Annotated in this window: 22 protein-coding genes; 5 read left to right on the top strand and 17 right to left on the bottom strand. The window is 64.7% G+C overall.

What is annotated here, in order from left to right:
* Positions 1-140: 140 nt before the first annotated feature.
* The 5 genes from HDIA_RS16660 to HDIA_RS16680 form a co-directional block, all read right to left on the bottom strand.
* Positions 141-1,766, bottom strand: a complete 1,626-nt coding sequence (locus HDIA_RS16660) for a TRAP transporter large permease (protein ID WP_099557182.1) — start codon at positions 1,764-1,766, stop codon at positions 141-143.
* Positions 1,767-1,771: 5 nt separating this feature from the next.
* Positions 1,772-2,452, bottom strand: coding sequence for a TRAP transporter small permease (locus HDIA_RS16665; protein WP_099557183.1), 681 nt, complete (start codon positions 2,450-2,452; stop codon positions 1,772-1,774).
* A 183-nt stretch (positions 2,453-2,635) separates the two neighbouring features.
* Complete coding sequence (locus HDIA_RS16670; RefSeq protein ID WP_099557184.1) at positions 2,636-3,637, bottom strand: DctP family TRAP transporter solute-binding subunit; 1,002 nt, start codon at positions 3,635-3,637, stop codon at positions 2,636-2,638.
* Positions 3,638-4,019: 382 nt separating this feature from the next.
* Positions 4,020-4,655 (bottom strand): NrsF family protein, encoded by a 636-nt coding sequence (locus HDIA_RS16675; protein ID WP_099557185.1) that lies wholly within the window; start codon positions 4,653-4,655, stop codon positions 4,020-4,022.
* Between the two features lies 1 nt (position 4,656).
* Positions 4,657-5,211, bottom strand: a complete 555-nt coding sequence (locus HDIA_RS16680; protein ID WP_099557186.1) for a sigma-70 family RNA polymerase sigma factor — start codon at positions 5,209-5,211, stop codon at positions 4,657-4,659.
* Between the two features lie 227 nt (positions 5,212-5,438).
* On the opposite strand from HDIA_RS16680, the gene HDIA_RS16685 reads away from it, so the two are divergent.
* The 3 genes from HDIA_RS16685 to HDIA_RS16695 all read left to right on the top strand — a co-directional run bounded on the left by HDIA_RS16685 (position 5,439) and on the right by HDIA_RS16695 (position 7,416).
* On the top strand, positions 5,439-5,699 hold the full coding sequence (locus HDIA_RS16685) for a BufA1 family periplasmic bufferin-type metallophore (RefSeq protein ID WP_099557187.1): 261 nt from the start codon (positions 5,439-5,441) through the stop codon (positions 5,697-5,699).
* A gap of 80 nt (positions 5,700-5,779) precedes the next feature.
* The gene (gene bufB / locus HDIA_RS16690) at positions 5,780-6,634 is read left to right on the top strand and encodes an MNIO family bufferin maturase (protein WP_099557188.1); all 855 of its coding nucleotides are present in this window, start codon (positions 5,780-5,782) and stop codon (positions 6,632-6,634) included.
* A gap of 17 nt (positions 6,635-6,651) precedes the next feature.
* Positions 6,652-7,416, top strand: a complete 765-nt coding sequence (locus tag HDIA_RS16695; protein WP_099557189.1) for an HvfC/BufC N-terminal domain-containing protein — start codon at positions 6,652-6,654, stop codon at positions 7,414-7,416.
* Between the two features lie 401 nt (positions 7,417-7,817).
* Here the strand turns inward: HDIA_RS16695 and HDIA_RS16700 are convergent, their stop codons facing one another.
* The 12 genes from HDIA_RS16700 to HDIA_RS16755 form a co-directional block, all read right to left on the bottom strand.
* On the bottom strand, positions 7,818-8,966 hold the full coding sequence (locus HDIA_RS16700) for a DegT/DnrJ/EryC1/StrS family aminotransferase (protein ID WP_099557190.1): 1,149 nt from the start codon (positions 8,964-8,966) through the stop codon (positions 7,818-7,820).
* Positions 8,967-9,097: 131 nt separating this feature from the next.
* Entirely contained in the window at positions 9,098-10,726 is a 1,629-nt protein-coding gene (locus tag HDIA_RS16705; RefSeq protein WP_099557191.1) for a dihydroxyacetone kinase subunit DhaK, read from the bottom strand.
* Between the two features lie 244 nt (positions 10,727-10,970).
* Positions 10,971-11,966 (bottom strand): ABC transporter ATP-binding protein, encoded by a 996-nt coding sequence (locus tag HDIA_RS16710; RefSeq protein ID WP_099557192.1) that lies wholly within the window; start codon positions 11,964-11,966, stop codon positions 10,971-10,973.
* Entirely contained in the window at positions 11,959-13,056 is a 1,098-nt protein-coding gene (locus HDIA_RS16715; RefSeq protein ID WP_099557193.1) for an ABC transporter ATP-binding protein, read from the bottom strand. Before HDIA_RS16715 ends, HDIA_RS16710 begins: the two co-directional genes overlap by 8 nt.
* 3 nt (positions 13,057-13,059) lie before the next feature.
* Positions 13,060-13,248, bottom strand: a complete 189-nt coding sequence (locus HDIA_RS16720) for a hypothetical protein (RefSeq protein WP_099557194.1) — start codon at positions 13,246-13,248, stop codon at positions 13,060-13,062.
* Complete coding sequence (locus HDIA_RS16725; protein WP_099557195.1) at positions 13,245-14,183, bottom strand: carbohydrate ABC transporter permease; 939 nt, start codon at positions 14,181-14,183, stop codon at positions 13,245-13,247. Before HDIA_RS16725 ends, HDIA_RS16720 begins: the two co-directional genes overlap by 4 nt.
* Before the next feature lie 220 nt (positions 14,184-14,403).
* The gene (locus tag HDIA_RS16730; protein ID WP_099557196.1) at positions 14,404-15,351 is read right to left on the bottom strand and encodes a carbohydrate ABC transporter permease; all 948 of its coding nucleotides are present in this window, start codon (positions 15,349-15,351) and stop codon (positions 14,404-14,406) included.
* A 115-nt stretch (positions 15,352-15,466) separates the two neighbouring features.
* Positions 15,467-16,801 carry an ABC transporter substrate-binding protein gene (locus tag HDIA_RS16735; RefSeq protein ID WP_099557197.1) on the bottom strand — a complete coding sequence of 445 codons (1,335 nt, stop codon included), beginning with the start codon at positions 16,799-16,801 and terminating at the stop codon, positions 15,467-15,469.
* A 299-nt stretch (positions 16,802-17,100) separates the two neighbouring features.
* Positions 17,101-18,276 carry a Gfo/Idh/MocA family protein gene (locus tag HDIA_RS16740; RefSeq protein WP_099557198.1) on the bottom strand — a complete coding sequence of 392 codons (1,176 nt, stop codon included), beginning with the start codon at positions 18,274-18,276 and terminating at the stop codon, positions 17,101-17,103.
* Between the two features lie 3 nt (positions 18,277-18,279).
* Complete coding sequence (locus tag HDIA_RS16745) at positions 18,280-19,338, bottom strand: sugar phosphate isomerase/epimerase family protein (protein WP_099557199.1); 1,059 nt, start codon at positions 19,336-19,338, stop codon at positions 18,280-18,282.
* A gap of 118 nt (positions 19,339-19,456) precedes the next feature.
* On the bottom strand, positions 19,457-20,485 hold the full coding sequence (locus tag HDIA_RS16750) for a LacI family DNA-binding transcriptional regulator (protein ID WP_099557200.1): 1,029 nt from the start codon (positions 20,483-20,485) through the stop codon (positions 19,457-19,459).
* A 451-nt stretch (positions 20,486-20,936) separates the two neighbouring features.
* Positions 20,937-21,473 (bottom strand): DUF2380 domain-containing protein, encoded by a 537-nt coding sequence (locus HDIA_RS16755; RefSeq protein ID WP_157775699.1) that lies wholly within the window; start codon positions 21,471-21,473, stop codon positions 20,937-20,939.
* A gap of 207 nt (positions 21,474-21,680) precedes the next feature.
* Here HDIA_RS16755 and HDIA_RS16760 point away from each other — a divergent pair, with 207 nt between their 5' ends.
* Together HDIA_RS16760 and HDIA_RS16765 are read left to right on the top strand one after the other, a co-directional pair.
* Positions 21,681-23,069, top strand: coding sequence for a sensor histidine kinase (locus HDIA_RS16760; protein WP_157775700.1), 1,389 nt, complete (start codon positions 21,681-21,683; stop codon positions 23,067-23,069).
* On the top strand, positions 23,066-23,725 hold the full coding sequence (locus HDIA_RS16765; protein WP_099557203.1) for a response regulator: 660 nt from the start codon (positions 23,066-23,068) through the stop codon (positions 23,723-23,725). Before HDIA_RS16760 ends, HDIA_RS16765 begins: the two co-directional genes overlap by 4 nt.
* Positions 23,726-23,734: the final 9 nt, after the last annotated feature.

Consider the following 23,734-nt stretch of genomic DNA (forward strand, 5'->3'; position numbering starts at 1 on the left):
AAAAATTCGTGGAGTGCCTGTGGAAGACCGGCCCGAAAGGCTACGGACGGGCGAAATGGCCCGCCCGCCCGGCGCGAATTTGGGGATCGTTCGAACCCGATCGAGGCGCGTGTAGCGCCATGATTCTACAACCACAGCAACTAGCGCGTGACGATTTCCGGTCCCATCAACTGATAGGGCAGCCAGGTGGAGAGGATCGGCAGGTAGGTCACCAGAATCAGGAACAGGAACAGGACGGCAACGAAGGGCAGTGACGCCTTCACCACCTGGACGAGGCTCATGCCGGTGATGCCCGAGGTGACGAAGAGGTTGAGTCCGATTGGCGGCGTGATCATGCCGATCTCCATGTTCACAACCATGATGATGCCGAGATGCACCGGATCGACGCCAAGCTCCATGGCGATCGGGAAGACCACCGGGGCAACGATGAGAAGCAGTCCGGACGGCTCCATGAACTGTCCGCCGATGAGGAGCAGCACGTTCACCGCGATCAGGAAGGTGAACCAGTTGAAGCCGGCATCGAGCATCAGCCCGGTGATGACCTGCGGAATGCGCTCCGACGTCAGCACATGGGCAAAGAGCAGCGCGTTGACGATGATGAACATCAGCATCACCGTCGTCTTGGCGGCATCCACCGTCACCTTGCGCGTTTCGCCATTGAAGAAGGCCGCCGGCAGCGACCGGACAATCAGCCAGGCGTTCTGGCCGAGAACCGGCAAGGCGGCACGAAGGGCGCGCGGAATGGCCGCCGAGCCCTTTCCCTGGCTACGCCAGACGATGTAGGCGAAGGCGATCAGGCCGCCGCCGACCACACCGATCAGGGAGCGGGAGGAAAAGCTCGCCCATTCGCTCTCCACGCCATCCGTCGCGAAGAAGGACAGGATCATCCAGACGAAGAAGAAGGAAAGGGCGTAGACGATCCCGTGGAAGCCGATCCGCGCCGTCCGGTCCTCGCTTGCCTCGACCCAGGGAATGCCCTTGAGCGGCCCCATGTCCCGATAGACGAAGAGCGCGACGAAGAAGGAATAGACCGCGGCGACCGACGCAGCCTCCGTTGGCGTGAAGACGCCGCCGTAGATGCCGCCAAGGATGATGATGATCAGGAAGAGACCCCAGCCGGCGTCCTTGCCGGCCGTCAGCACTTCGGAAATCCCGGGCCAGTCCTCCGCCGGCAGGTTCTTCACCCGGGCGGTGATGTAGATCGCGATCATCAGCATCAGCCCGGCGACAAGCCCGGGAATGACGCCGGCAAGGAACATGCGGCCGACGGAAACGTCGGTCGCGGCACTGTAGACCACCATGACGATGGAGGGCGGGATCAGGATGCCGAGCGTACCGGCATTGGCGATGATCCCGGCGGCGAATTCCTTCGAATAGCCAACCTGCCGCATGCCGGCGATGGCGATCGTGCCGATGGCGACGACCGTGGCGGGCGAGGAGCCTGAAAGGGCGGCGAACAGCATGCAGGCGAGCACCGAGGCCATCGCCAGGCCGCCGCGGAAATGCCCGACCGTGGCGATCGCGAACCGGATCAGACGCCGCGCCACGCCGCCCGTCGACATGAACGCGGACGCGAGCACGAAGAAGGGAATGGCGAGCAGGGTGTAGTTCTGCGCCGCCGTGAACAGTTGCAAGGCCACCGACGACATGGAGTCGTTGGAGAAGAAGGCAATCGTCAGGACCGACGACAGCCCCAGCGAAACCGCCACCGGCACACCCAGGAACAGGAGACCGAAGACGAGGACGAAAAGAATCGTGATTTCCATGTCCGTCAGTCCTCAAGGAGGCCTTTGTTCTCGGCGACAAGCTCTTCCGCCTCGTGACCGGCGATGATCAACTCGCGCGAGCCCCTCGCGATCTGGAAGATGGCCTCCAGCGCGCGGAAGGCGAGCAGCGCGAGGCCGACCGGCAGCATGAGATAGGCGATCCAGCGCTGCACCCGGTCCTGAACGCCGAACAGGGACTGGATGAATTCCGGATAGCGCAGGTCGTCGAGCCCAAGCCCGATGTTGAAGAACTTCGTCCAGTAGAAGACGGCGCCGCCCTTCGACCGTGCGCCGAAGAGCCCCAGCCAGTCCGAGGAAAGCAGGATGACGGCATAAAGGAGCACGCACAGCGCCCCGAACAGGGCCGCGATCTTGAAAGCTCGCGGCGGAAAGATGCGGATCGCGGCGTCGACGCCGAGATGAAGGCCGGTCTTCACGCCGTAGCTCATGCCGAACAGGATCAGCCAGGCAAAGAGGATGCGGTTGAGTTCCAGCGCCCCGCCCCAGCCGCTGTTGAAGCCGTAGCGGGCGACCACCTGGGTGAAGGAAATGATCGTGATCGCCGCGATCAGGATGGCGAGGGCGTTCTCCTCGAGACGCGTCACAGCCGCCCGGTGGCGGCGTTCGACCAGAAACAGCGCCGCCACCATCGCGACCAGCGCAAAATAAGGCCAGTAGGCTCCCATCACGCCTCTCCCCCACCGTACTTGACGTTGTTGTTTTTCTTTTCAAAAAGGCCGTGATTGGCCGGCATGCCGTCCACCGGGCGCGAACGCGAAGGCATGACCTTCGCGTTCGGCCATTTCAAGCTCGATCGGGAGCGCTGGACACGGCCGGCAAAGGCCGATCAGCGAACCGGAAGACGCGCGTCAGTCGTTGGCCGCAACCGCCGCCTGGATGAGATCGGCGCCGATGTCACCCTCGAACTGCGACCAGACCGGCTTCATGGTGTCGATCCATGCCCCGCGTTGCTCGGGGGTCAGTTCGCGGATTTTGCCGCCGGCATCGAGAATGTTCTGCCGGTTCTTGGCTTCGGTTGCCGCCACGGAGGCGTTCGCCTCGTGGGTCACGTCTTCGGCGATCTTGAGGAACTGGTCCCGCACGGCCGGATCAAGGCCGTTAAGCCATTCCGTCGACGTCACGAAGAGATAGGCCAGAAGCTGGTGGTTGGTCTCGGTGATGCCGTCCTGCACCTCGAAGAACTTCTGGGTGTAGATATTCGACCAGGTGTTCTCCTGCCCGTCCACGACACCGGTCTGGAGGGCGCCATAGACCTCCTTGAAGGCGAGTTTCTGGGCCGAACCGCCCATCGCCTCGATCATCGCCTGGGCGACGTCGGAGGTCTGGATGCGGAACTTGAGGCCATCGGCGTCGCTCGGCACGAGAAGCGGCTTGTTGGCGGAAAACTGCTTGAGGCCGGATGACCAGTAGCCGAGACCGGTATAGCCCTTGTCCTCCATCACCTTGAGCATGCCCTTGCCGGCGTCGCTGGTGGTGAAGCGCTCCACCGCGTCGAGATCCTTGAACAGGAACGGCAGGTCGAAGAGGCGATATTTGAGCGTATAGGCCTCGAACTTGGAGAGCGAGGGAGCGGCAAGCTGCACGTCGCCCAGCAGCAGGGCCTCCAGCACCTTGTCGTCGTCATAGAGCGTGGAGTTCGGATAGACTTCCATGCAGGCGACGCCGTTCATCTCCTTGTTCACGCGCTCGGCGAGAAGATTGGCCGCATCACCCTTGGGATGGCCCTTCCCGGCGACGACGTGGCTGAACTTGATCACCATTTCGCCGTCGTCGCAGTCGTTGGCAAATGCGTTGCCGACCCCGAATGCGAGAGCAACGGCGGAAAGCGTGCCAAGAAGCAGATGTCTCATCAGATAGTCCTCCCTTGTCGGGCCCTTCGGGCTCCGATTTCTTTGGCGGTTGCGCGCCGTCCGCTCCGAGGTCACGCGGCGAACGGGCGCCAGAGCGGCCGCTGCCGAATGCCGTCTCCTCACCGGACGACGCGTTCCTTCTTCTGTTCCAGACCGGGACCGGCAGCCGCCTTGATCTCCATCAAGGCCAGTTGGACGAGCCAGCAGGCAGCCGGCCGATCTGAATGGGAAAAGTATGATGTGACGCAGCCCAGACTTTCAAGCACTTAGTCTGCCCGCATTGTCGGCAGGGCGGCTTTTCCGAAGACAATCGGGCGAGAATGCCGGGGATTGGTCTCGTATTGCCAGATGTTTGCAGCAGGTTGATCGCCTGGAAACCAAATCACCAGCGCAGCAGCCGCGATCCGATCAAGGCCCCGACGGCCGTGACCATGGCCATCGCCATCGGATACCAGGTCATGACGAAAAGTGGACTGTCGTCGGTGCAGTTGGCGGCATAGAAGGTCGCGGCGATCCCGCTCGCCAGAAGGCCGGCGGCCGCGCCTGCCAGCGCCGGACGGGTCGGCGCACCCTGGCGCAGGACCAGCAGGATGAGCGCCAGCGGCCCGATCGAGAGCAGCGGAATGATCGTCAGGCACAGCCGCGAATTCTCGCCAATAAGACGAGGCAGCCACGTCGCCTGCGGCATCACCGCAAGTTCGGCGAGGCAGGCAACAGCCAGCAGCGCCGGCGCAATAAGCAGCACCAGGCCGCGCCGTCCGACGGATGCCCCCGGCGTTGCAAGGCGCAGGACAAGGAACGCCGCGCTTGCCGCAAGGGTCAGCGTCACCACGAACTTGAAGTCGAAGCGCACGGTCGTCACGGCGGAGGCAAAGTCGGGGCGAGGTCCGATCGTGAGCGCGAAGCTGAGCGCCGCGAAGGCGAAGGCCGCCAGCAAGGCAAGCCGGCATAGCCGCCGGAAGGAGGTCTTCGGCGGCCGGTCTTCGGCCAGGGCATGGATCAGGTCTTCGGTCTTCACGTCATTTGTTCCGATATAGGGCCGCGAGCGACTTCAGGGCCCGATGGAGCGCGACCCTGACGGCGCCCTCGCTCATATCCAGTTGGTTGGCGACATCGCGCGCCGCCAGTCCCTCGATGGACACCAGCCGCACGATCGTCCGCGGACGCTCCTGCAACTGTTGCAGCATTCCCTCCACATCCACGTCCTCCGCAGGCGCCTCCTCGGCCTCGACGGGCAACAGATTCTCGAAATCCTCGATCGGCTCGTCGAGCTGGCGGGATCGCCGCCTCAGCGCGTCGACGACCTTGTTGCGGGCGATCGTCGCGATCCACGGGCCGATCGGCCTGTCCTCGTCCCAGGTTTGCCGCTTCAGGTGGATCGCAAGAAGGATCTCCTGCACGACATCCTCGACATCGCCTGTGCCTGCGTCGGTCCACAGCCGGCGCCGGGCGAGCCCGCGGATATAGGGCGTGATCTCGGACAGGAGACAATGGTAGGCCGCGCGATCACCGGCATTGGCCGCGCGCATCAGCCTTTCCCACTCCTGTTCCCGCCCCCGCTGTTGCACCCGCATCGGACCTTTCGCTGGCGAAGCGTCATTCGTTACACGACGACGTCGCTTGGCTGATCAATTCATTCTCCACCGCGCCCCTAGCGGTTCCCTCGATCACGAAACACTCACGAAAGCGTGTCGCGTAACGCGGCATTTTCTGACGCCCGCGCTGTAATAGCAGCCCGTCTCCCGACGAAGAAGCCGGCGTGGGCCAATCAAGGCCCCGACTTCAGGAAGGAGAACTCATCATGGATCGTCGCACCGTTGCTCTCGCCCTTGCCGGCTCGCTCGCCTCCGCTCTCGCCATGGCGGCTGTTTCGTCGCCCGCCCAGGCCGCCGAGATGGAGAAGTGCTACGGCATCGCCCTCGCCGGCCAGAACGACTGCGCCGCCGGTGACCACGCCTGCGCGGGCATGTCCAAGGTCGACCACGACCCGGCGTCTTTCAAGGAAGTGCCGAAGGGCACCTGCATGGAAATGAAGGGTTCGCTGGAGCCGGGCAAGGCCTGATCGGCTTCATCGCCGTTCCGACCATCGCGGCGGGGTACGCCCCGTCGCCATTTCCGCCGACTGACCGCAAGGACACCGCCATGAAACCGAACCGCCTGCCCGCCCGATCCGGCCTTGGCTACAAGCCCCAGCATTTCGCCGACATCATTCGCGGCCCCCAGCCGGTCGGCTTCTTCGAGGTCCACGCGGAAAATTACATGGGCGCAGGCGGCCCGCCCCATGCCCAGCTCGGCAAGCTGCGCGAGGACTACGCGCTCTCCATCCATGGCGTCGGCCTCTCGATCGGCTCGATGCAGCCCCTCGACAAGGAGCATCTGAAGCGCCTCAAGGCCGTTTGCGACCGCTACGAGCCGGAGAGCTTTTCCGAGCATCTTGCCTGGTCGAGCCACGACACGGTGTTCCTCAACGACCTGCTGCCGCTGCCCTACACCGAGGAAACGCTCGCCCGCGTCGCCGAGCACGTCGACGAGGTGCAGACGATACTCGGCCGCCGCATGCTGCTGGAAAACCCCGCCACCTATCTGCTCTTCGAGGAGAGCACCATCGCCGAGACGGACTTTCTGCGCGCCGTCGCACGCCTGACAGGATGCGGGCTGCTGCTCGACGTCAACAACGTCTTCGTCGCCAGCACCAACCACAATCGCAGTCCGCGCGAGTACCTTGCCGACTTCCCGCTGGAGCTCGTCGGCGAAATTCATCTCAGCGGTCACGCCGTCAGCGAGGACGAGCACGGCGCCCCGCTTCTGATCGATTCCCACGACAGCCCTGTCACCGATCCGGTCTGGGACCTCTATGACGAGGTCATCGCGAAGATCGGTCCGACACCGAGCCTCGTCGAATGGGACAACGACGTCCCGGCCTGGGACGTGCTGCTGTCGGAAGCCAGAGCCGCCGAAGACGTACTGGCGCGTCACACCCGACGGCCAGCGGCCTGATCCGGAGGGGCGCAGCAATGTCCGAAGAGACCCAGTCCCGTTTTGCCGGAGCCCTCGCGGGTGCCCGCTTCGAGTTGCCGACAGGTCTCACCGCCTGGTCGGGGCCCGATCCCGAGCGCCGCTTCTCCGTTTACCGCAACAACGTCATCGTCGGCCTCACCAAGGCGCTGACGGGTCGCTTCCCGGCCAGCGAGGCGATCGTCGGCACGGACTACCTGACGGCGCTTGCCCGTGCCTTCGTGCGCGCCCGTCCGCCGACGAGCCCCGTGCTGCTGAACTATGGCGATGACTTCCCCGACTTCGTAGCGGACGTGGAGGGCGTCGAAGAGGTGCCCTACCTCCCCGACGTGATGCGGCTGGAGGTTGCCCGCGCCCACGCCTACCATGCGGCCGATGTCGCCCCCATGAGCCCCGAGGCCATCGCCGCGAGAGCCGCCAGCGGACTGGAGACCCTCGCCGTCCGTCTCCACCCCTCTGTGTCGATCATGCGCTCGGCGCATCCCCTCGTCACCATCTGGGCGATGAACGCTGGCGAGATGCCCATCGGCCCCATCGACGACTGGAGCGGCGAGGACGCCCTCGTCGCGCGGCCGGAACTGACGGTCACGGTGCGCCACTTGCCGCCGGGCGGGGCCGCCTTCCTGACCGCGTTTCGGGACGGGAAATGCTTTGCCGATGCCGTTGGCACCGCGCTTGAAGAGACCCCCGACTTCGATCTGACGGCAAACCTGACGGGTCTCATTCAGGCGGGTTTGATCGTCGACTTCATCGACGCCGGCTAACGACTCCGGATCAATGCTTTAGGGTCACAATCGGAATCGATTTCGACCCTCAACCTGACTCAATGTCCGAACCGTCCGATCGTCCTGCCAGCCGCAGGGCGCAGCGGAATCGTCGTGTGAAGTCACGAGAAACCGCGATTGCGCCCGGCTGGTGCTATGCTGCCGACTTCGCAAAAGAATCGGAATCAGAACTTCAACGGGACGGGAAATTCGACTCAAGAACAGCGACTTGGCTCGAAAACTTGAATCTGATTCTGATTGTCCGGCAACTCCACGAGGGGCATAGCGCAAGCACGTGAGCCACCCCGAGGAAAACGACTCGCAATCAACGTCTTGGGCCGGAAAAATGAATCAGAATCCGAGTCTCAAGTCGACAGCCTTTGGAAGACCGCGCACAACCGTCAGAGACGGGGCAGGATATGCCGCTCCATCGCCGCGATGACGTGGTCCTGCTCCTGTTCGGAGAGCCCCGGAAAGAGCGGCAGCGTGAAGGTCTGCGAGCCCCAGAGCGCCGCAACGGGCGTCTCCTCCGGGCGATAGCCGAGGCCCCGGTAGTAGGTCATCTCGGCGACCGCTCGGTAGTTCACGGTGACCCCGACACCGGCCTCGTTGAGCAGCGTGATCGCCTCGTCGCGGAAGCCCGCAGGCACGCCTACAGGGAAGAGATGCCGCGCATGCCGCACCCCGTCGTCCTCGGTCGGGACACGAAGACCGCTCCCCTTGAAGGCGTCGAGATAGCGTTGCGCCTGCCGCTCGCGTTCCGGCAGCAGGCTGTCGATCCGCTCGATCTGCGGCGGCAGCAGCGCGGCAAGGAGGTCCGGCAGATTGGCCTTGGTACCGAGCCGGGGCTGGTCCCAGTGATTGTAATGACCGCCGGCAAAACGGTCGGCGGCAGCCGCCGACATGCCATGCAGCCGCGCCTCGCGGATCGCCTGCGCCAGATCGTCGTCGCGGCAGATGACACCGCCACCCTCGCCGCAGGTGATCGCCTTGGTCGCATAGAAGGAGAAGCACGCAACGTCGCTGTGGCGGCCCGGCCGCTCGCCAACACGACGGCCCTCGAAGCAGTGGGCGCAGTCCTCGACGATCGCGATGCGTCCGCCGCCGGACGCGTGGTGCCGGTCGACCATCGCGCGGATCGCCCGCATGTCGCACATCTGTCCGTAGAGGTGGACGGGAACGACAGCCCGCGTCCTCGGCGTGATCGCCGCCGCGATGCTCTCGGCCGTCAGCAGCAGCGTGCCGGGATCGACGTCGGCCATGACGGGCGTCGCCCCGACGAGCTTCACGACATTGGCGGTCGCGATGAAGGTCATCGCCGGAATGATCACCTCGTCGCCCGGCCCGACGCCGAGCGCGAGCAGCACGGCGACGGCGCCGTTGGTCCAGCTGTTGGTGAGCAGCGCATGAGGCAGGTCGTAGTAGGCCGCGAGCTGGGCCTCGACCTTGCGGCCGACCGCACCCGACGTCAGGAAGGGCGTCGCCAGAACGTCGGCGATTGCCGCCGCGTCGTCCGGCCCGAGCCCATGCCGAAAGAAGTCCACCTTCATGCCAACGCAGCCTAACCGATTCTCTGTTCAGGCTGCCTGTTTCCGCCTCGTTACCTCAGGCGTCAATCGGTTCAGCTGGCAACGGCGGGTTATCCAGAGGATTCAGTCTCTCTGGACAACCTGATCCATCCTCAGGCGTCCACCGCCACCAGTTGTTCGAAGAGCCGCGCGACGGCCTCGGCGCCCGGATCGTTGTGGCCGGCAAGCTTGCTCTCGGCGATATAGCTCGCCCGGCCCGCCTTGGCCTTGGTCATGGTCGACGTGAGGTCGGCGCCCTTGCGCGCGGCTTCCGCCGCCGCCTCCAGACCGTTAGGCAGGGCCTCCAGCGCCGGCAGCAGCGCGTCGATCATCGTCCGGTCGCCTTGCTGGGCGCCGCCGACCTGCTGGATGCGGTCAAGGCCCGCCTTGAGCGCGCCGACAGCGTTGCTGCCAGAGGCCGAGGCATCGCCCGCCGCCGCGAAGAAGATCGCCAGCAGCACGCCCGAGGAGCCGCCCATGGTCTGGCTGAGTTCCAGCCCGATGGCGCGGTAGAGCTGTGTGAGATCGGCGAGCGGCAGACGCCCGATCGCATCGACGAGAGCCCGTGAGGCCGTTGCCAGCGTCGAGCCCGTGTCGCCGTCGCCGGACTTGGCGTCGAGCATGTTGAGATCGGCCTCGGCCGCGATCAGGATATCGCAGCAGCGCTTGATGAAGGCCGCGTTGCGCGCGTTCTGCGACGGCATCGGCTGGATCGGCGTCAGCCCGTCCGGCAGCGGCAGGACGGCGACGGGCGCGACATCGAGGCAGCCCGGCCAGGCATGCGGCGCGACCGCCATCTTCAGCGAGGCAAGCTCGGCGGCGCTCGCCGGCAGCAGCGAGACGGAAAAGCCCTGCATGTCGAGCGAGGTCATCAGCGGCGCCGGGCCGATCAGGCAGCGGATGCGCTCGCCGATCCGCGACGAGATCAGTTCCTCGGCAAGGACGCCCATTTCAAGCGGCGTCGCCCCGCCGAGATTGTTGAGGAGGGCCACCAGAGGCCCTTCGCCCGCATGCGGCGCCAGACGGTCCACCACCATCTGCATCGCGGCGCGCGCGCCGGAAAAGCCCACCTGCTCGATACCCGCCTCGCCGTGGATGCCGAGGCCAAGCTCGGCCATGCCCGGCTCGATGCGCTCTTCCTTCGGCGATCCGGGCACCGTGCAGGTGTCGAGCGACATGCCGATGGAGACGACGCCCGAGATCACCCGCTTGGCCGCCTCGGTCACCGTGTCGAGGTCGGCGCCCTGGTCCGCGAGCGCCCCGGCGATCTTGTGAACGAAGAGCGTGCCGGCAACGCCGCGCGCCTGCGGCAGGTCCGGGAGCGCTACGTCGTCGTCGACGATGACCATTGAGACCTTGAGCCCGAAGGCGCGCGCCCGCTCCGCCGCGAGACCAAAGTTCAGCCTGTCGCCGGTATAGTTCTTGACGATCAGGAGGCAGCCCGCCTTGCCCGTCACGGCGAGGATACCGGCAAGCACAGCGTCGACGGATGGCGAGGCGAAGACGTCGCCGCAGACGGCCGCCGTCAGCATGCCCTGCCCCACGAAGCCGGCGTGAGACGGCTCATGACCCGAACCGCCGCCCGAGACGAGCGCCACCTTCGACTTGTCCCAGTCGGTGCGGACGACGACTTTGATATGCGGATAGCCGTCGAGGCGGGCGAGCCGGTCCCCGGCAGTTCGCAGCGTTCCATCGATCGCTTCGGTGACCAGGCTTTCCTTGTTGTTGATGAATTGTTTCATGACTGGTCTCCTTCAAGAATAGACGCCACGGACTGGATGACGAATTGGTTGTTTGCGTCTGGTGTCATTCCCGGCGAGCCGAGCAACGCGATGGCGAGGGAAGGGAATCCAGAAGCAGGACGCGAGGTCCCGAACCAATTTCTGGATCCCCTTCCCGTCAGTGCTTTTCACGCTTCGGCCGGGGATGACATCCTCATTTTTGGTCAAATTTCCGAACTCGTCTGTTTCCTGAACTTTCGTCCCTTCACGCGATCCGGGCGCCGTCCCCGTCGAAATAAAGCGGCGCCCTCGGTTCGACGGCAACCGTGTCCCCGGGCCGGAGCCCGGTATGGACGTCGGTCAGCGTCACGATGTCATGGCCTTCGAGATCGAGATGGAGACGCGTCTGGTCGCCGAGATGTTCCACCCGCACGACCTTGCTCTCCTTGCCCGACCCTTGCGCGATATGCTCGGGCCGAAGGCCGATCGTCCGCGCGCGCGACGGAGCCCCCGCGAAGATGTCCGCCGGGAGCATGTTGATCCGTGGCAAACCGAGACGGCTTGCCACATAGAGGCTGACGGGTCGCTCGTAGATTTCGCGCGGCGAGCCGAACTGCACGAGACGGCCATGGTCGAGCACGCCGACATGGGTCGCCATCGTCATCGCCTCGATCTGGTCGTGCGTGACGTAGAGCAGTGTCGCGCCGAGCTTTTCCTGAACACGCTTGAGTTCGACGCGAAGGTCGGCCCGAAGCTTGGCATCGAGCGAGGAAAGCGGCTCGTCCATCAGGTAGATGTTGGGATCGCGCACCAGCGCCCGGCCGATCGAGACGCGCTGCATCTCGCCGCCCGAAAGCTGCGTCGCCTTGTTGTCGAGCTTGTGCGAGATGCGCAGCACTTCCGCCACTTCGCCGATCTTGCGCTTGATCTGTTCCTCCGGCGTCCTGAGGATCGGCGAGCGCAGCGGGAAGGCAAGGTTTTCCCGCACGGTCATATGCGGATAGAGCGAATATTGCTGGAACACCATCGCGACATTGCGCTGGGCGGGCGTGTCGTTTGTGACCGTGCGTCCGTTGATGCGGATGTCGCCACTGTCGGGCTGTTCAAGGCCCGCGATCATCCGAAGGCAGGTCGTCTTGCCGGCTCCCGTCGGCCCGAGCAGCACGACGAAGGCCCCATCCGGGACGGTCATCGTGACGTGGTCGTTCGCCCGCGTCGTCCCGTAGGCCTTGGAGATGTCCTGAAGCACGACTTCAGCCATGACCGAGCACCTCCGCGTTGAGATCGGAAACAAGCGCCCGTCCGCTCGCCGCATCGAACAGCGTCAAAGTCCGGGCGTTGAAACCGAGCCCCACCCTTTCGCCGGCATGGATGACCTGGTCGGACGGGACGCGCGCCTTGAGCTCGCCGTTGAGCGTCATCAGCGTCACGATCTGGGTGGTGCCGAGATATTCGGTCGCCAGAACCTCGCCGCGATAGGCCCCCTCGTCGGAAAGGATCACATGCTCGGGCCGCACGCCGAGGACAAGATCGCCCTCGCTCCCCTGCCGCTGCCTCGGCACCATGATCGGCTCACCGCCGAGTTCCACCGCCGTTGCCCCGTCCGCGACCTTGCCCTTGAAGCGCAGGAAGTTCATCGGCGGCGAGCCGATGAATTCGGCCACGAACATGGTCGCCGGCTTGTCGTAGATCGCTTGCGGCGTGCCGAACTGCTCGATGACGCCATGGTTCATGACGACGATCTTGTCGCCCATCTGCATCGCCTCGAGCTGGTCATGGGTGACATAGACGGTGGTCGCGTGCATCCGGTCGTGCAGGGCTCGCAGTTCCTCGGCCATATGCTCGCGGAACTCGGCATCGAGCGCACCGAGCGGCTCGTCCATCATGAAGGCCTTCGGGTTGCGGACGATTGCCCGGCCGAGCGCGACGCGCTGTCGGTCGCCGCCCGAAAGCCCGCCAACCGGCCGGTCGAGGATGTCCGTAATGCCGAGGATCGACGCCACTTCGGCCACCTTCTTCTTCACCTCGGCGCCCGGCATGCCCTGGCTGATCAGCGGATAGCTGATGTTCTTGCGCACGTTCATGTGCGGATAGAGGGCGAACATCTGGAAGACGAAGGCGATGTCGCGCTGCGAGGCCGGCCGCTGGCTGACGTCCTCGCCGTCGATGGTGATCTCGCCCGACGTCGGCAGCTCCAGTCCGGCGATCATGCGCAGCGTCGTCGTCTTGCCGCAGCCGGACGGGCCGAGCAGCATGAAGAACTCGCCGTCCTCGATGGTGAAGGAGGAGGACTGCACCGCCGTGAAGGCGCCGAATTCCTTGCGAAGGTTACGGATGACGATCTCGGCCATGGTTCAATCCGGAAAATGCGAGACGACGATGAACATCACGGTGCCGGTCAGCGTGACGATGAAGGACCACGTGTAGGCCCAGAGCGCGAAGGGCTGCATCAGCATCACCACGCCGAGCGCGATGATGATCGAGGCGAGCATCTCCCACGGCCCGCGCCGAAGGCGGAGGAGACCGGAAATCACGTCGCTCATTTGCGTACCGCTCCGAAGGTGATGCCGCGCAGGAGGTGCTTGCGAAGCACGATGGTGAAGACCATCACCGGGATGAGGAACAGGGTCGTACCGGCGGCGACCGCCGGCCAGTCCTTGCCGATGCCGATGATCGTCGGGATGAAGGGCGGCGCCGTCTGCGCCTCGCCGGAGGTCAGCAGCACCGCGAAGGCATATTCGTTCCACGAGAAGATCAGGCAGAAGATCGCGGTCGAGGCGATGCCCGTGGCGGCTTGCGGCAGCACCACCTTCCAGAAAGCCTGGAAGCGGGTGTAGCCGTCGATCAGCGCGGCTTCCTCGTATTCGCGCGGGATTTCGTCGATGAAGCCCTTCAGCAGCCAGACCGCGAGCGAGAGGTTGACCGCCGTATAGAGCAGGATCATGCCGAGATGCGTGTCCGAAAGCCCGAGCGTGCGGAACATCAGGAAGATCGGGATCGCCACCGCAATCGGCGGCATCATCCGGGTCGACAGGATGAAGAAGAGGAGGTCGTCCTTGATCGGCACCTTGAAGCGGCTGAACGCATAGGCGGCAAGCGTTCCAAGGAAGATCGAAAGGAAGGTCGAGCCGAAACCGATAATGACGGAGTTGACGAAGCGCTCGCCGTATCGCGATGGCCCCGAGATCACCATGTCATACTGGCGCACGATTGTGTCGTACCAGGTGTCGGGCGGCCCGATCGTCTCCAGCGCTTCGGGCGTCATCCGGGTGCGGGTGGTGAAGAGATTGACGTAGCCTTCGAGCGTCGGCTGGAACGTCACCTTGGGCGGATAGGCAATCGCATCGGCCGGCGACTTGAAGCCCGTCGCGACGATCCAGGCAAGCGGCGCGATGGTGATCAGCGCATAGAGGATGACGAGCGTGCCGGCGATCCATTTCTGCCGCCGTGAGGGCTCGGTAATCGAAACACTGCTCATGCCGTCCCTCCCATTGTACAGGCGCGATAACACTTTGAAGATGCCCACAATACGGCCTCATCCTGAGGAGCACCGCGCCAGCGGTGCGTCTCGAAGGACGGGGCCGCGCTCGCCCATCGAGACAGCCCTTCGGGCTTCCTCAGGGTGAGGGCGGCAAGAACTCTGTCTGCAGCCACGGTGCCTCTTGTCGACAGAGCAGTATTGGAGTGCACGCCGCCCATCACCGTTCCTTCACCTTGTTGAGCGCCTTCACATAGATCGAGGCGAGGCCGAAGACGGTGACGAAGAGGATGATCGCGTAGGCGGAGGCATAGCCGGTACGCCACTTCTCGAAGGCCTCGCGCTTGAGGTTGATCGAGGTGAGTTCCGTCACCGAGCCGGGCCCGCCGCCGGTCAGCAGCGTCACCATGTCGAACATCTTGAAATTCTCGATGCCCCGGAACAGCACCGCCAGCATCAGGAAGGGCAGCACCATCGGCACCGTGATCGTCCAGAACTGACGCCAGGGGCTCGCCCGGTCGATGGCCGCGGCCTCGTAGATGTAGTCGGGGATCGAGCGCAGACCCGCGAGGCAGATCAGCATCACGAAGGGCGTCCACATCCAGGTGTCGACGATCACGATGGACCAGGGCGCGAGATCCACCGAGCCGATCATCGAGAAGGACGACGGATCGACGCCCGTAAAGAACGCGACGACGTAATTGAAGAGGCCGATCTGCGGCTGGTAGAGGAAGGTCCAGAAGTTGCCCACCACCGCCGGCGACAGCATCATCGGCAGCACGATGATCGTCGTCCAGAGATCGTTGCCCTTGAATTTCTTGTTGATCAGATAGGCGAGCGCGAAACCGAGAAAAACCTGAAAGATCAGCGTCCAGATCAGGAAATGCGCCGTCACCTGCATCGACAGCCAGATGTCGGAGTCGGTCAGGATGCGGACATAGTTGCGCAGCCCTACCCACTCGATGTCGGAATTGGTCCGGTTCGCCCGATAGTTCGTCAGGCTCAGCCGGATCGTCCAGACCAGCGGAAAGATGTTGATCGCAAGCAGCAGGGCGATCGTCGGCGCAACGAAGATCCACGCCAGCGTCCGGTCGGACAGGCCGCGGATGCGGCGGGCGACAGGCTCTGGCGTGGCCCTCGCGATATGATCGATCGGCGTATCCGACATGGGATCGTCTTTTCCTGGCATCAGAAGAGGTCTTGCGTTTGGCGCGGCAGGATTTCAGGCAGCACCATGCCCGAGGCTCGCCGCCTCGAATGCCCCGGGCACGGTCTGCGATCGGTCAGATCTTGCCTTCGTCCTCGAAGTTCTCGGTCCAGTCCTTGACCAGGCCGTCGAGGGCTTCCTGCGCGGTGCCCTGGCCAGCCACGACATAGTCGTGGAAGCGCTTCTGAGACGCCTGAAGCAGGATCGCGTAGGACGGTTCGGCCCAGAAGTCCTTCACGATCGCCATGGAATCGAGGAAGGTCTGCGCATAGGGCTGGCTTTCAGGGAAGTCCGGCGACAGCGTCACGGCCTTGAGGCACGAGAAGCCGCCCATCTTCCACCAGCGCGCCTGCACGTCGGGCTGGGCGAACCACTTGATATACTCAAGCGCCGCGTCCTTCTTCTTGGAATAGGAGACGACCGAGATGCCCTGCCCGCCCAACTGTGCGAACTGTTCGCCGTTCGGGCCGGCAGGATTGGGGAAATACCCCGTCTTGCCATGGCCGACGTCAGCATCGGACTCAAAGCCCGGCCACGTGAAGGCAAAGTTCATCTGCAGCGCCACCTGACCCGACTTGAAGGCGTCGATGCCTTCGGACATGTAGGTGTTCGACGTGCCGGGAGCGACGCAGCAGTCATAGAGCGACTTGTAGTATTCGAGGCCCGCCACCGCGCCTGGCGAGTTCACGAACCCCTCCATGTCATAGGGCTTGTCCGGGTTCTCATACTTGAAGCCGAAGCTGTAGAGCACGTCCATCGCGCCCATGGTGATGCCTTCGGAGCCGCGCTCGGTGTAGATTGAAGCCCCATAGACCTTCTTGCCGTCGACCTCGCGGCCCTGGAAGAACTCGGCGATGTCCTTCAGTTCGGCAAAGGTCTTTGGCACGGCCAGGTCACGGCCGTACTTTTCCTTAAAGGCGGCCTGGATCTCGGGCTTCTCGAACCAGTCCTTGCGGTAGGTCCAGCCGACGACGTCGCCGAAAGCCGGCAGCGCCCAGTAGTTCGGGCTGTTCTTCGGCCATTCCGAATAGCCGACGACGGTCGCGTCGATGAAGTCGTCCATCTTGATGCCGTTGGCATCGAAGAAGTCGTTGAGCTTGATGTAGTGACCGTTTTCGGCCGCACCGCCGATCCACTGGCTGTCGCCGATCATCAGGTCGCAGAGCTGGCCGCCGGAGTTCAACTCGTTGAGCATGCGGTCGGCGAAATTCGGCCACGGCACGAACTCGAAGTGCATCGTGTTGCCGGTCTTGGCCTCGAAATCCTTGCTGAGTTCAACGAGCGCGTTGGCCGGGTCCCAGGAGGCCCAGCACAGCGTCAGGTCTTCGGCGCGAGCGCCGGTCGTCATCGCGGATGACGCAAAAGTGGATGCCACAGTGAATGCAGCCGCCAGCCATCTGGTGGATGTCATGAAAATCCCTCCCTATGAGCGCCCTGACGGCCATCCTTGTGCGGACGGTCTTTTCCAGGGTTGATCGAAGCCTAAATGAGGATCGTACCTCAAATCAAGAAAAATTTGAGGTACGATCCTCATTTTGAATTGAGACTCACCAAGTAAATGAACTTTGCCATTTGATTTCAATGAATTGATTAATTTCGGCCTGCGGATTTGCGAGCCTTCCGAAGCCTCATGACCGGCGGACTGGCCGCCATCGCCTCGCCGACCGCCCTCCCCGCGATCGCGAAGAGGGCGATCGAGACAGGTCGCGCTCAGATCGCCAGCGTCACCCAAGCCCCGTTGCGCCTGGAGGATCGGACACAGGCATCGACGAAGGCGACGCCGGCAAGGCCATCCCGGACGGTCGGGAACACCACCTCGGGCGGGGTCGCCTCCCCGTTTTGGCGCGCGCGAATGGCGGCAGCAGCCTCCGAATAGATGTTGGCGAAGCCTTCCAGATAGCCCTCCGGATGGCCTGCGGGAATGCGGCTCATCCGGCCTGATTCCGGTCCGGCGCCAACACCGGCCCGGGTCAATCGCCGCCTCGGCTCGCCGAAGGGCGAATGCCAGAGATAGTTCGGATCCTCCTGCGCCCACTCCAGCCCGCCCGCGGTGCCGTAGACCCGCAAACGCAGGCCGTTCTCGTGGCCCGGCGCGACCTGGCTGCACCAGAGCATGCCCTTGGCGCCGCCCTCGAAGCGCAGAAGCACATGGGCATTGTCGTCGACCCGCCGTCCCGGCACGAAGCTGTCGAGATCGGCCGCCAGTTCCTTCAGCGTCAGACCGCTGACGAAGGATGCGAGATTGAAGGCATGCGTACCGATGTCGCCGGTCGAGCCGCCAGCCCCGGACCGCGCCGGATCGGTGCGCCATTCCGCCTGCTTGTGGCCGGTCGCCTCGGTCTCCACGGTCAGCCAGTCCTGCGGATACTCCACCTGCACCAGCCGCACGGTCCCGATGTCGCCCGCCGCAACCATCGCCCGCGCATGGCGGATCATCGGGTAGCCGGTGTAGTTGTGCGTCAGCACGAACAACGCTTCGGACTTCTCGGCGAGCCCGACGAGCTTGCGCGCGTCCGGCAGCGTCGAGGTCAGCGGCTTGTCGCAGATGACGTGAATGCCGCGCTCCAGGAACGGCTTGGCAGCCGTAAGGTGGATATGGTTGGGCGTGACGATCGCCACCGCCTCGATGCCCTCCTTGAGCCGCGCCTCGCGCCGCGCCATCGCATTGAAGTCGCCATAGATGCGGTCATCGGCAAGCCCGAGATCGCGGCCCGAGGCAAGCGATTTCTCCGCCGTCGAACTGAAACAGCCGGCGACAAGCTCGAAGTGGTCGTCGAGACGGCTTGCCATGCGATGCACGCCGCCGATGAAGGCGTCGCGCCCGCCGCCGACCATGCCGAGCCGGATGCGCCGCCCGCGCCGGTCCTCTTTTCCCTCGATGGTCATCGGTCAATCTCCAAATCCGAGCATTTTCGCATTGGCGGCGTGGTCCGCGCCGCTGCCGGCGAAGTCGTCGAAAGCCTTCTCGGTGACGCGGATGATATGCGAGCGCACGAACGCCGCTCCCTCGCGCGCCCCGTCTTCCGGATGCTTCAGCGCGCATTCCCATTCGACGACCGCCCAGCCATCGAAGTCATACTGGGCGAGCTTGGAGAAGACCGATCCGAAATCCACCTGCCCGTCGCCCGGCGAACGGAAGCGTCCGGCCCGGTTCGCCCACGACTGGTAGCCGCCGTAGACGCCCTGCCGGCCGGTCGGATTGAGCTCCGCGTCCTTGACGTGAAACATGCGGATCCGCTCGTGGTAGATATCGATGTTGTCGAGATAGTCGAGCGCCTGCAGCACATAGTGCGATGGATCGTAGAGCATGTTGGCGCGGGGATGCCCGCCGACCCGTTCCAGGAACATCTCGAAGCTGATGCCGTCGTGGAGATCCTCGCCCGGATGGATCTCGTAGCAGACATCGACGCCCATCTCCTCGGCATGATCGAGGATCGGCCGCCAGCGCCGCGCCAGTTCGTCAAAAGCCGCCTCGACAAGACCCGCTGGGCGTTGCGGCCAGGGATAGACATAGGGCCAGGCGAAGGCACCGGAAAAGGTCACATGGGCGGAAATCCCGAGGTTGCGGCTCGCCGTGAGCGCGAGCTTCATCTGCTCGACGGCCCATTCCTGGCGCGCACCGGGATTGCCGCGAACCTCGGGCACGGCAAATCCGTCGAAGGCGACATCGTAGGCCGGGTGAACCGCCACGAGTTGCCCCTGCAGATGGGTCGACAGTTCCGTGACGGCGACGCCGGCCTCGGCCGCCTCTCCCTTGAACGTGTCGCAATAGTCCTTGGAACTGGCGGCCTGCTTCAGATCGAAGAGCCGCCCGTCCCAACTCGGCACCTGGACGCCGACATAGCCGCAATCGGCCGCCCACCGGGTGATCGATTTCCAGGAATTGAACGGAGCTTTGTCTCCGGCAAACTGCGCCAGAAAAAGCGCAGGCCCCTTGATGGTCTTCATGCCTTTCCTCCCCTTTTCGTCCGGATTGATGGTCCGCTCCTGTGGAGGGATGTCCGGATCGCTTCTTCGAGGCCTTGGCATCCTTGGCGCTACGGGCGGCCTCGCACCGCGCGCGCCATCACGGCAGGTTTTCCTTGAGCAGCACCTCGATGCGGATGCGCTCCTGCGACTGGATCACGCTGAGGCCGTCGCTCTTGGCCCGAAGCACACGCACGGCGCTGCGCACCAGATGGCCGACGTCCTGCGTGATGATGGCGGCAAGCTCGTCCCGCTCCAGCGCGTCGCGCGTCTGCGACGTCAACTCGTGGGCAATCACCACGAAATCCTGGAACCGGCCGGTGAGCCGCAGGGATTCGATCAGCGCCTTGTTGCCGGAGGCGAGCGAATAGATGCCCACGATGTCGGGATGAACGTCCAGCGACGAGCGCACGATCGCCGCCATCCGCTCCGCGTCGTCATGCGCTTCGAGCGTCGGCAAGATCTCCAGCGAGCCGAATTTTTCCGCCATCACGGAATCGAAGCCGAAACGCCGTTCAAGACTGTCACGCGCCAGCAGCGAACTGGTCACGACGAGGATCTTGCCCGTCAGGCCGCGCAGGAAGCGCCCCATCAGCAGGCCGGCCGTCCGCCCGGCGGCGATGCTGTTGACGCCGACGAAATGGTCGCGGTCCGAGTTCGGCAGGTCGGAAATCAGCGTGACGACAGGAAGCCCCGCCGTCTTCAGCCGGTGCACGGCATCGCGCACCTGCGGCGTTTCCTGCGCCATGATGGCGACGCCGTCATAGTGCTTGGCATCGATCGTGTTGAGGGTGCGCACCACCTGATGCGGATCGTGGGCCGGCACCTGCAGGACCCTGACGCTGATCCGGTCGGCGCGCTGGACGTCCGTCGCCTCCCTCAGCGCCGCCTGAAGCAGGCCGACGAACTGTCCCGGCCCCTCCGGCAGGACGAAGGCAAACCGGTACTGGCGCTGGCGGGCAAGGTTGGCGGCGGAAAGATCGCGGACATAGCCGAGCCGCATGATGGCCGACTGCACCCGGTCCTGCGTCTTCTGGCGCACGCCCGGCCGGCCGTTCAGAACCCGGTCGACGGTCGCAAGGCTGACCCCGGCTTCGGACGCAATATCGTGGACAGTCGGCTTACCCATCGAAGCTCCAAGAGCCTGTCCCGCCAGGGCGCCAAACGGCCTTGCGGACCATGCTCCACCGCGATGCCCGAAGCGGGATCTCGCGATCGTTTGCTACGGGCACCTTCTAACTGTCTCAAGATTAGGCTGAATTTTTGATGTACGTCAATCATTCCGTCATGGCCCCATCCCCGCGAAATGCTGCGGGAACCCGGGTGATACCGGCGCTGGACGGCAACAAGTCGGGCCGCGATGGCCGCCGCCTTCCTGCATGGCAACCGGAAAAATGCGACCGCGTGCCCGGGAGAACGTCTCGCGGTCGCAGGGCCCAGTGTCGCTGGCAACGGCGCGGCCCGCGAATCGAAAAACGGGCCAGCGCATCATCGGCATCGCGCCCATGCCGATCAAGCGGGACGCGGCGGCCCCGCTATCGCCAATTCATCCAGTCTGGCGAACAGCGGCCCGAACCGCCTCACTCCCACTGCGCGAGTTGCTGTTCAAGGAAGACGCTGGCCCGCCGCCAGGCCTCGTCGTTGTCGCCGCGAAAATTGAGCTCGCGCTTGAAGGCGATTGTCTTGGCCTCAAGGTCGACGATATCGACCCACATCTGGGTGATCAGCGTGCTGGTCTTCTGGATCGAGGCAAGAAAGACGTAGTCCGCCTTCTGGTCCGAAGCCATCTTCAAGATGCAGTCCGTCGTCGGGTTCGCACATGTCGCGTCAAGTTCGTCACGGCTGATCGCCACGACCTCCGTCGACGGACGCGAGGCCAGATAGCTGTGCAGCGATTCAGTCATGGCCCGAAGCCGCCGGTCGTGGTCGGCGGTCTGGTCCTTGGGCTCGGCGGACGTATCCAGGAACTTGATGGGCATGAACGCGACGGTCTCGGCCCTTGCCGCCTGACCGCTCCCGGTCATCAATGCACCGGCAAGAACGAGCGCGCCGACAAGACCGGCAAGGCCCTTGCGCGCCCCTGCAACAGACGCCGAAAATTCAAAAGTCCCAGTCATTTGCATCCTCCCATTCGCTATCGGACCGCGAAGGTAGTCGCCCGAACTCGGGATCACACAGAGCGGATTGCCCCTCGGCGGTTGGGCAAATTTCCCGATCGCGCCGGTGCGCCCCTCGCCGCCCTTGTCGTCGGCAGCCGATGCGGCGCACACTTTGCCGAAAGCCGGTCGTGCAAGCTTGCGGGCGGAACAACAGGGCAGGACATCATGCGTCTCTTCGTCGGTCTCTTTCTGCGCCTTGCAGTCGCCGCCTGCCTCTGCCTGATCGCCGTCACGGGCTGGGTCGTCTATGACACCAACGCGATGCTCCGCAACGAGACCGAGCTTTCCGCCAAGCGCGCGACGCGCCAGTTCGTCATCAGTTCCCGGCTGGGCGCCGGCATCGGCAGCGAGCGCTACGAACTTCTCGACGCCGCCCGCCAGATCGCCTGGCTTTCCAGCGTCGTCGGCCCCGGCGTTTGCGTCGAGTTCTCCCAGAACGACCGCCCGATCCGGCGCGCCTGCAGCGGCTGGGATGGCTTCGGCACCTCCGCGCCCCGATGGTTCATCTCCCTTTTCGGCACCATCGTCGACCCCGGACCGCCCGTGACGAGGGAGGTCACGCTCAGCGACGGCCAGAAGGCTGTCGCCGTCGCCACGGCCGATCCGGTCGCCGCCGCGACGAGAGCCTGGAACCAGTTTCGCGTTCTTGCCGGCCTTGCCGCAGTCATGGCGCTGGCGATGGGAATCCTTGCCGCGCTCGCCATGGTCCACGCGCTGCTGCCGGCCCAGAAGATCCTCGCCGGCCTCCGCCGCCTGGAAGACGGCGATCTGGACAGCCGGCTGCCGGCCTTTGCGACCCCGGAGTTCGACAGGGTCGCGAGCGCCTTCAACGATCTGGCAGGCCGCCTGCAGGCGACCGAGCAGGAACGCGCCGCCCTCACCCGCCGCCTCGTTCAGGTGCAGGAGGAGGAGCGCCGGCTGGTTGCCCGCGACCTCCACGACGAATTCGGCCAGTGCCTGACGGCGGCCGGTGCCCTTGCCGCCTCCATCGACGCAGCAACACCGGCCGACCGGCCCGACATCGCCGAGGACGCACAGGCCATTTCCCGCATCACCCACCAGATGATGACCATGCTGCGCGGCGCCCTCTCCCGCCTGCGCCCGCCGGATGTGGAGGAACTCGGTCTCGGCGGCTGCCTTGGCGATCTGGTCCGCCGCTGGAACGCTCTGGGGCAAGACCGCGCGCGGGCGCACCTGCATCTCGACGGCGATCTTGCCGATGTTTCCCGCGACACCGCCGTCAACGTCTATCGCATCGCCCAGGAGTGCATCACCAACGCCGCAAGGCACGGCGCCCCCGGCAGGCGCACCGTCCACCTCAGCCTCGAAGCGGCGCCCGGCGGCAGCGTTCGCCTGACGGTCGAAGACGACGGCGGCGGCGATCCGGGTACGCTCGGCGAAAGTTCCGGCTTCGGCATCGTCGGCATTCGCCAGCGGCTTCAGGCCATTGGCGGCAGCCTGACCGTCGGCTCGACGGCGTCAGGCATCCGCGTCACCGCCCTCGTTCCGGCGATCGCCGAGACCGCCCCTCCCGTCCGCGAGGCTGCGGAATGACCGGCCTTTCCATCATGCTCGTCGACGATCATCCGGTCGTGCGCGAAGGCTATCGCCGCCTGCTGGAGCGAAACCCCGGATTTCATGTGGTCTGCGAGGCGGAAACCGCAGCCGATGCCTATCGTCTTTATCGCGAACACGATCCGGACCTCGTCGTCATGGACCTGTCGCTTCCCGGCGCCGGCGGGCTGGAAGCCGTTCGCCACATCCGCCAGTGGGACAAGGCCGCCAGAATTCTGGTCTTCACCATGCACGAGGGCGCAGCCTTTGCGCTGAAGGCCTTCGAGGCGGGCGCCGCCGGCTATGTCACCAAGTCGAGCGCGCCGCAGGAACTGGTCAGGGCGGTGGAGGTGGTCGGAGGTGGCGGACGGGCTCTCAGCGACGATGTGGCCCAGGAAATTGCCGCCGAGCGACTGTCCGGCCGCCGCAGTCCGCTCGACGATCTGGGCCCTCGCGAGACCGAAATCCTGCGCATGCTGGCCTCCGGGCTTGCGGCCGAACAGATCGCGGAGCAACTGCACCTCAGCCTCAAGACCGTGCAGAACTACCACTACCAGATCAAGTCGAAGCTGGAGGCGCGTACCGATGCCCACCTCGTCTGGCTCGCGGTCGGATTCGGACTGGTCCGCATGACCGGCGGAGAGGTCGGGCGATAGTCATCGCCT

Source organism: Hartmannibacter diazotrophicus (assembly GCF_900231165.1).
GTDB lineage: Bacteria > Pseudomonadota > Alphaproteobacteria > Rhizobiales > Pleomorphomonadaceae > Hartmannibacter > Hartmannibacter diazotrophicus.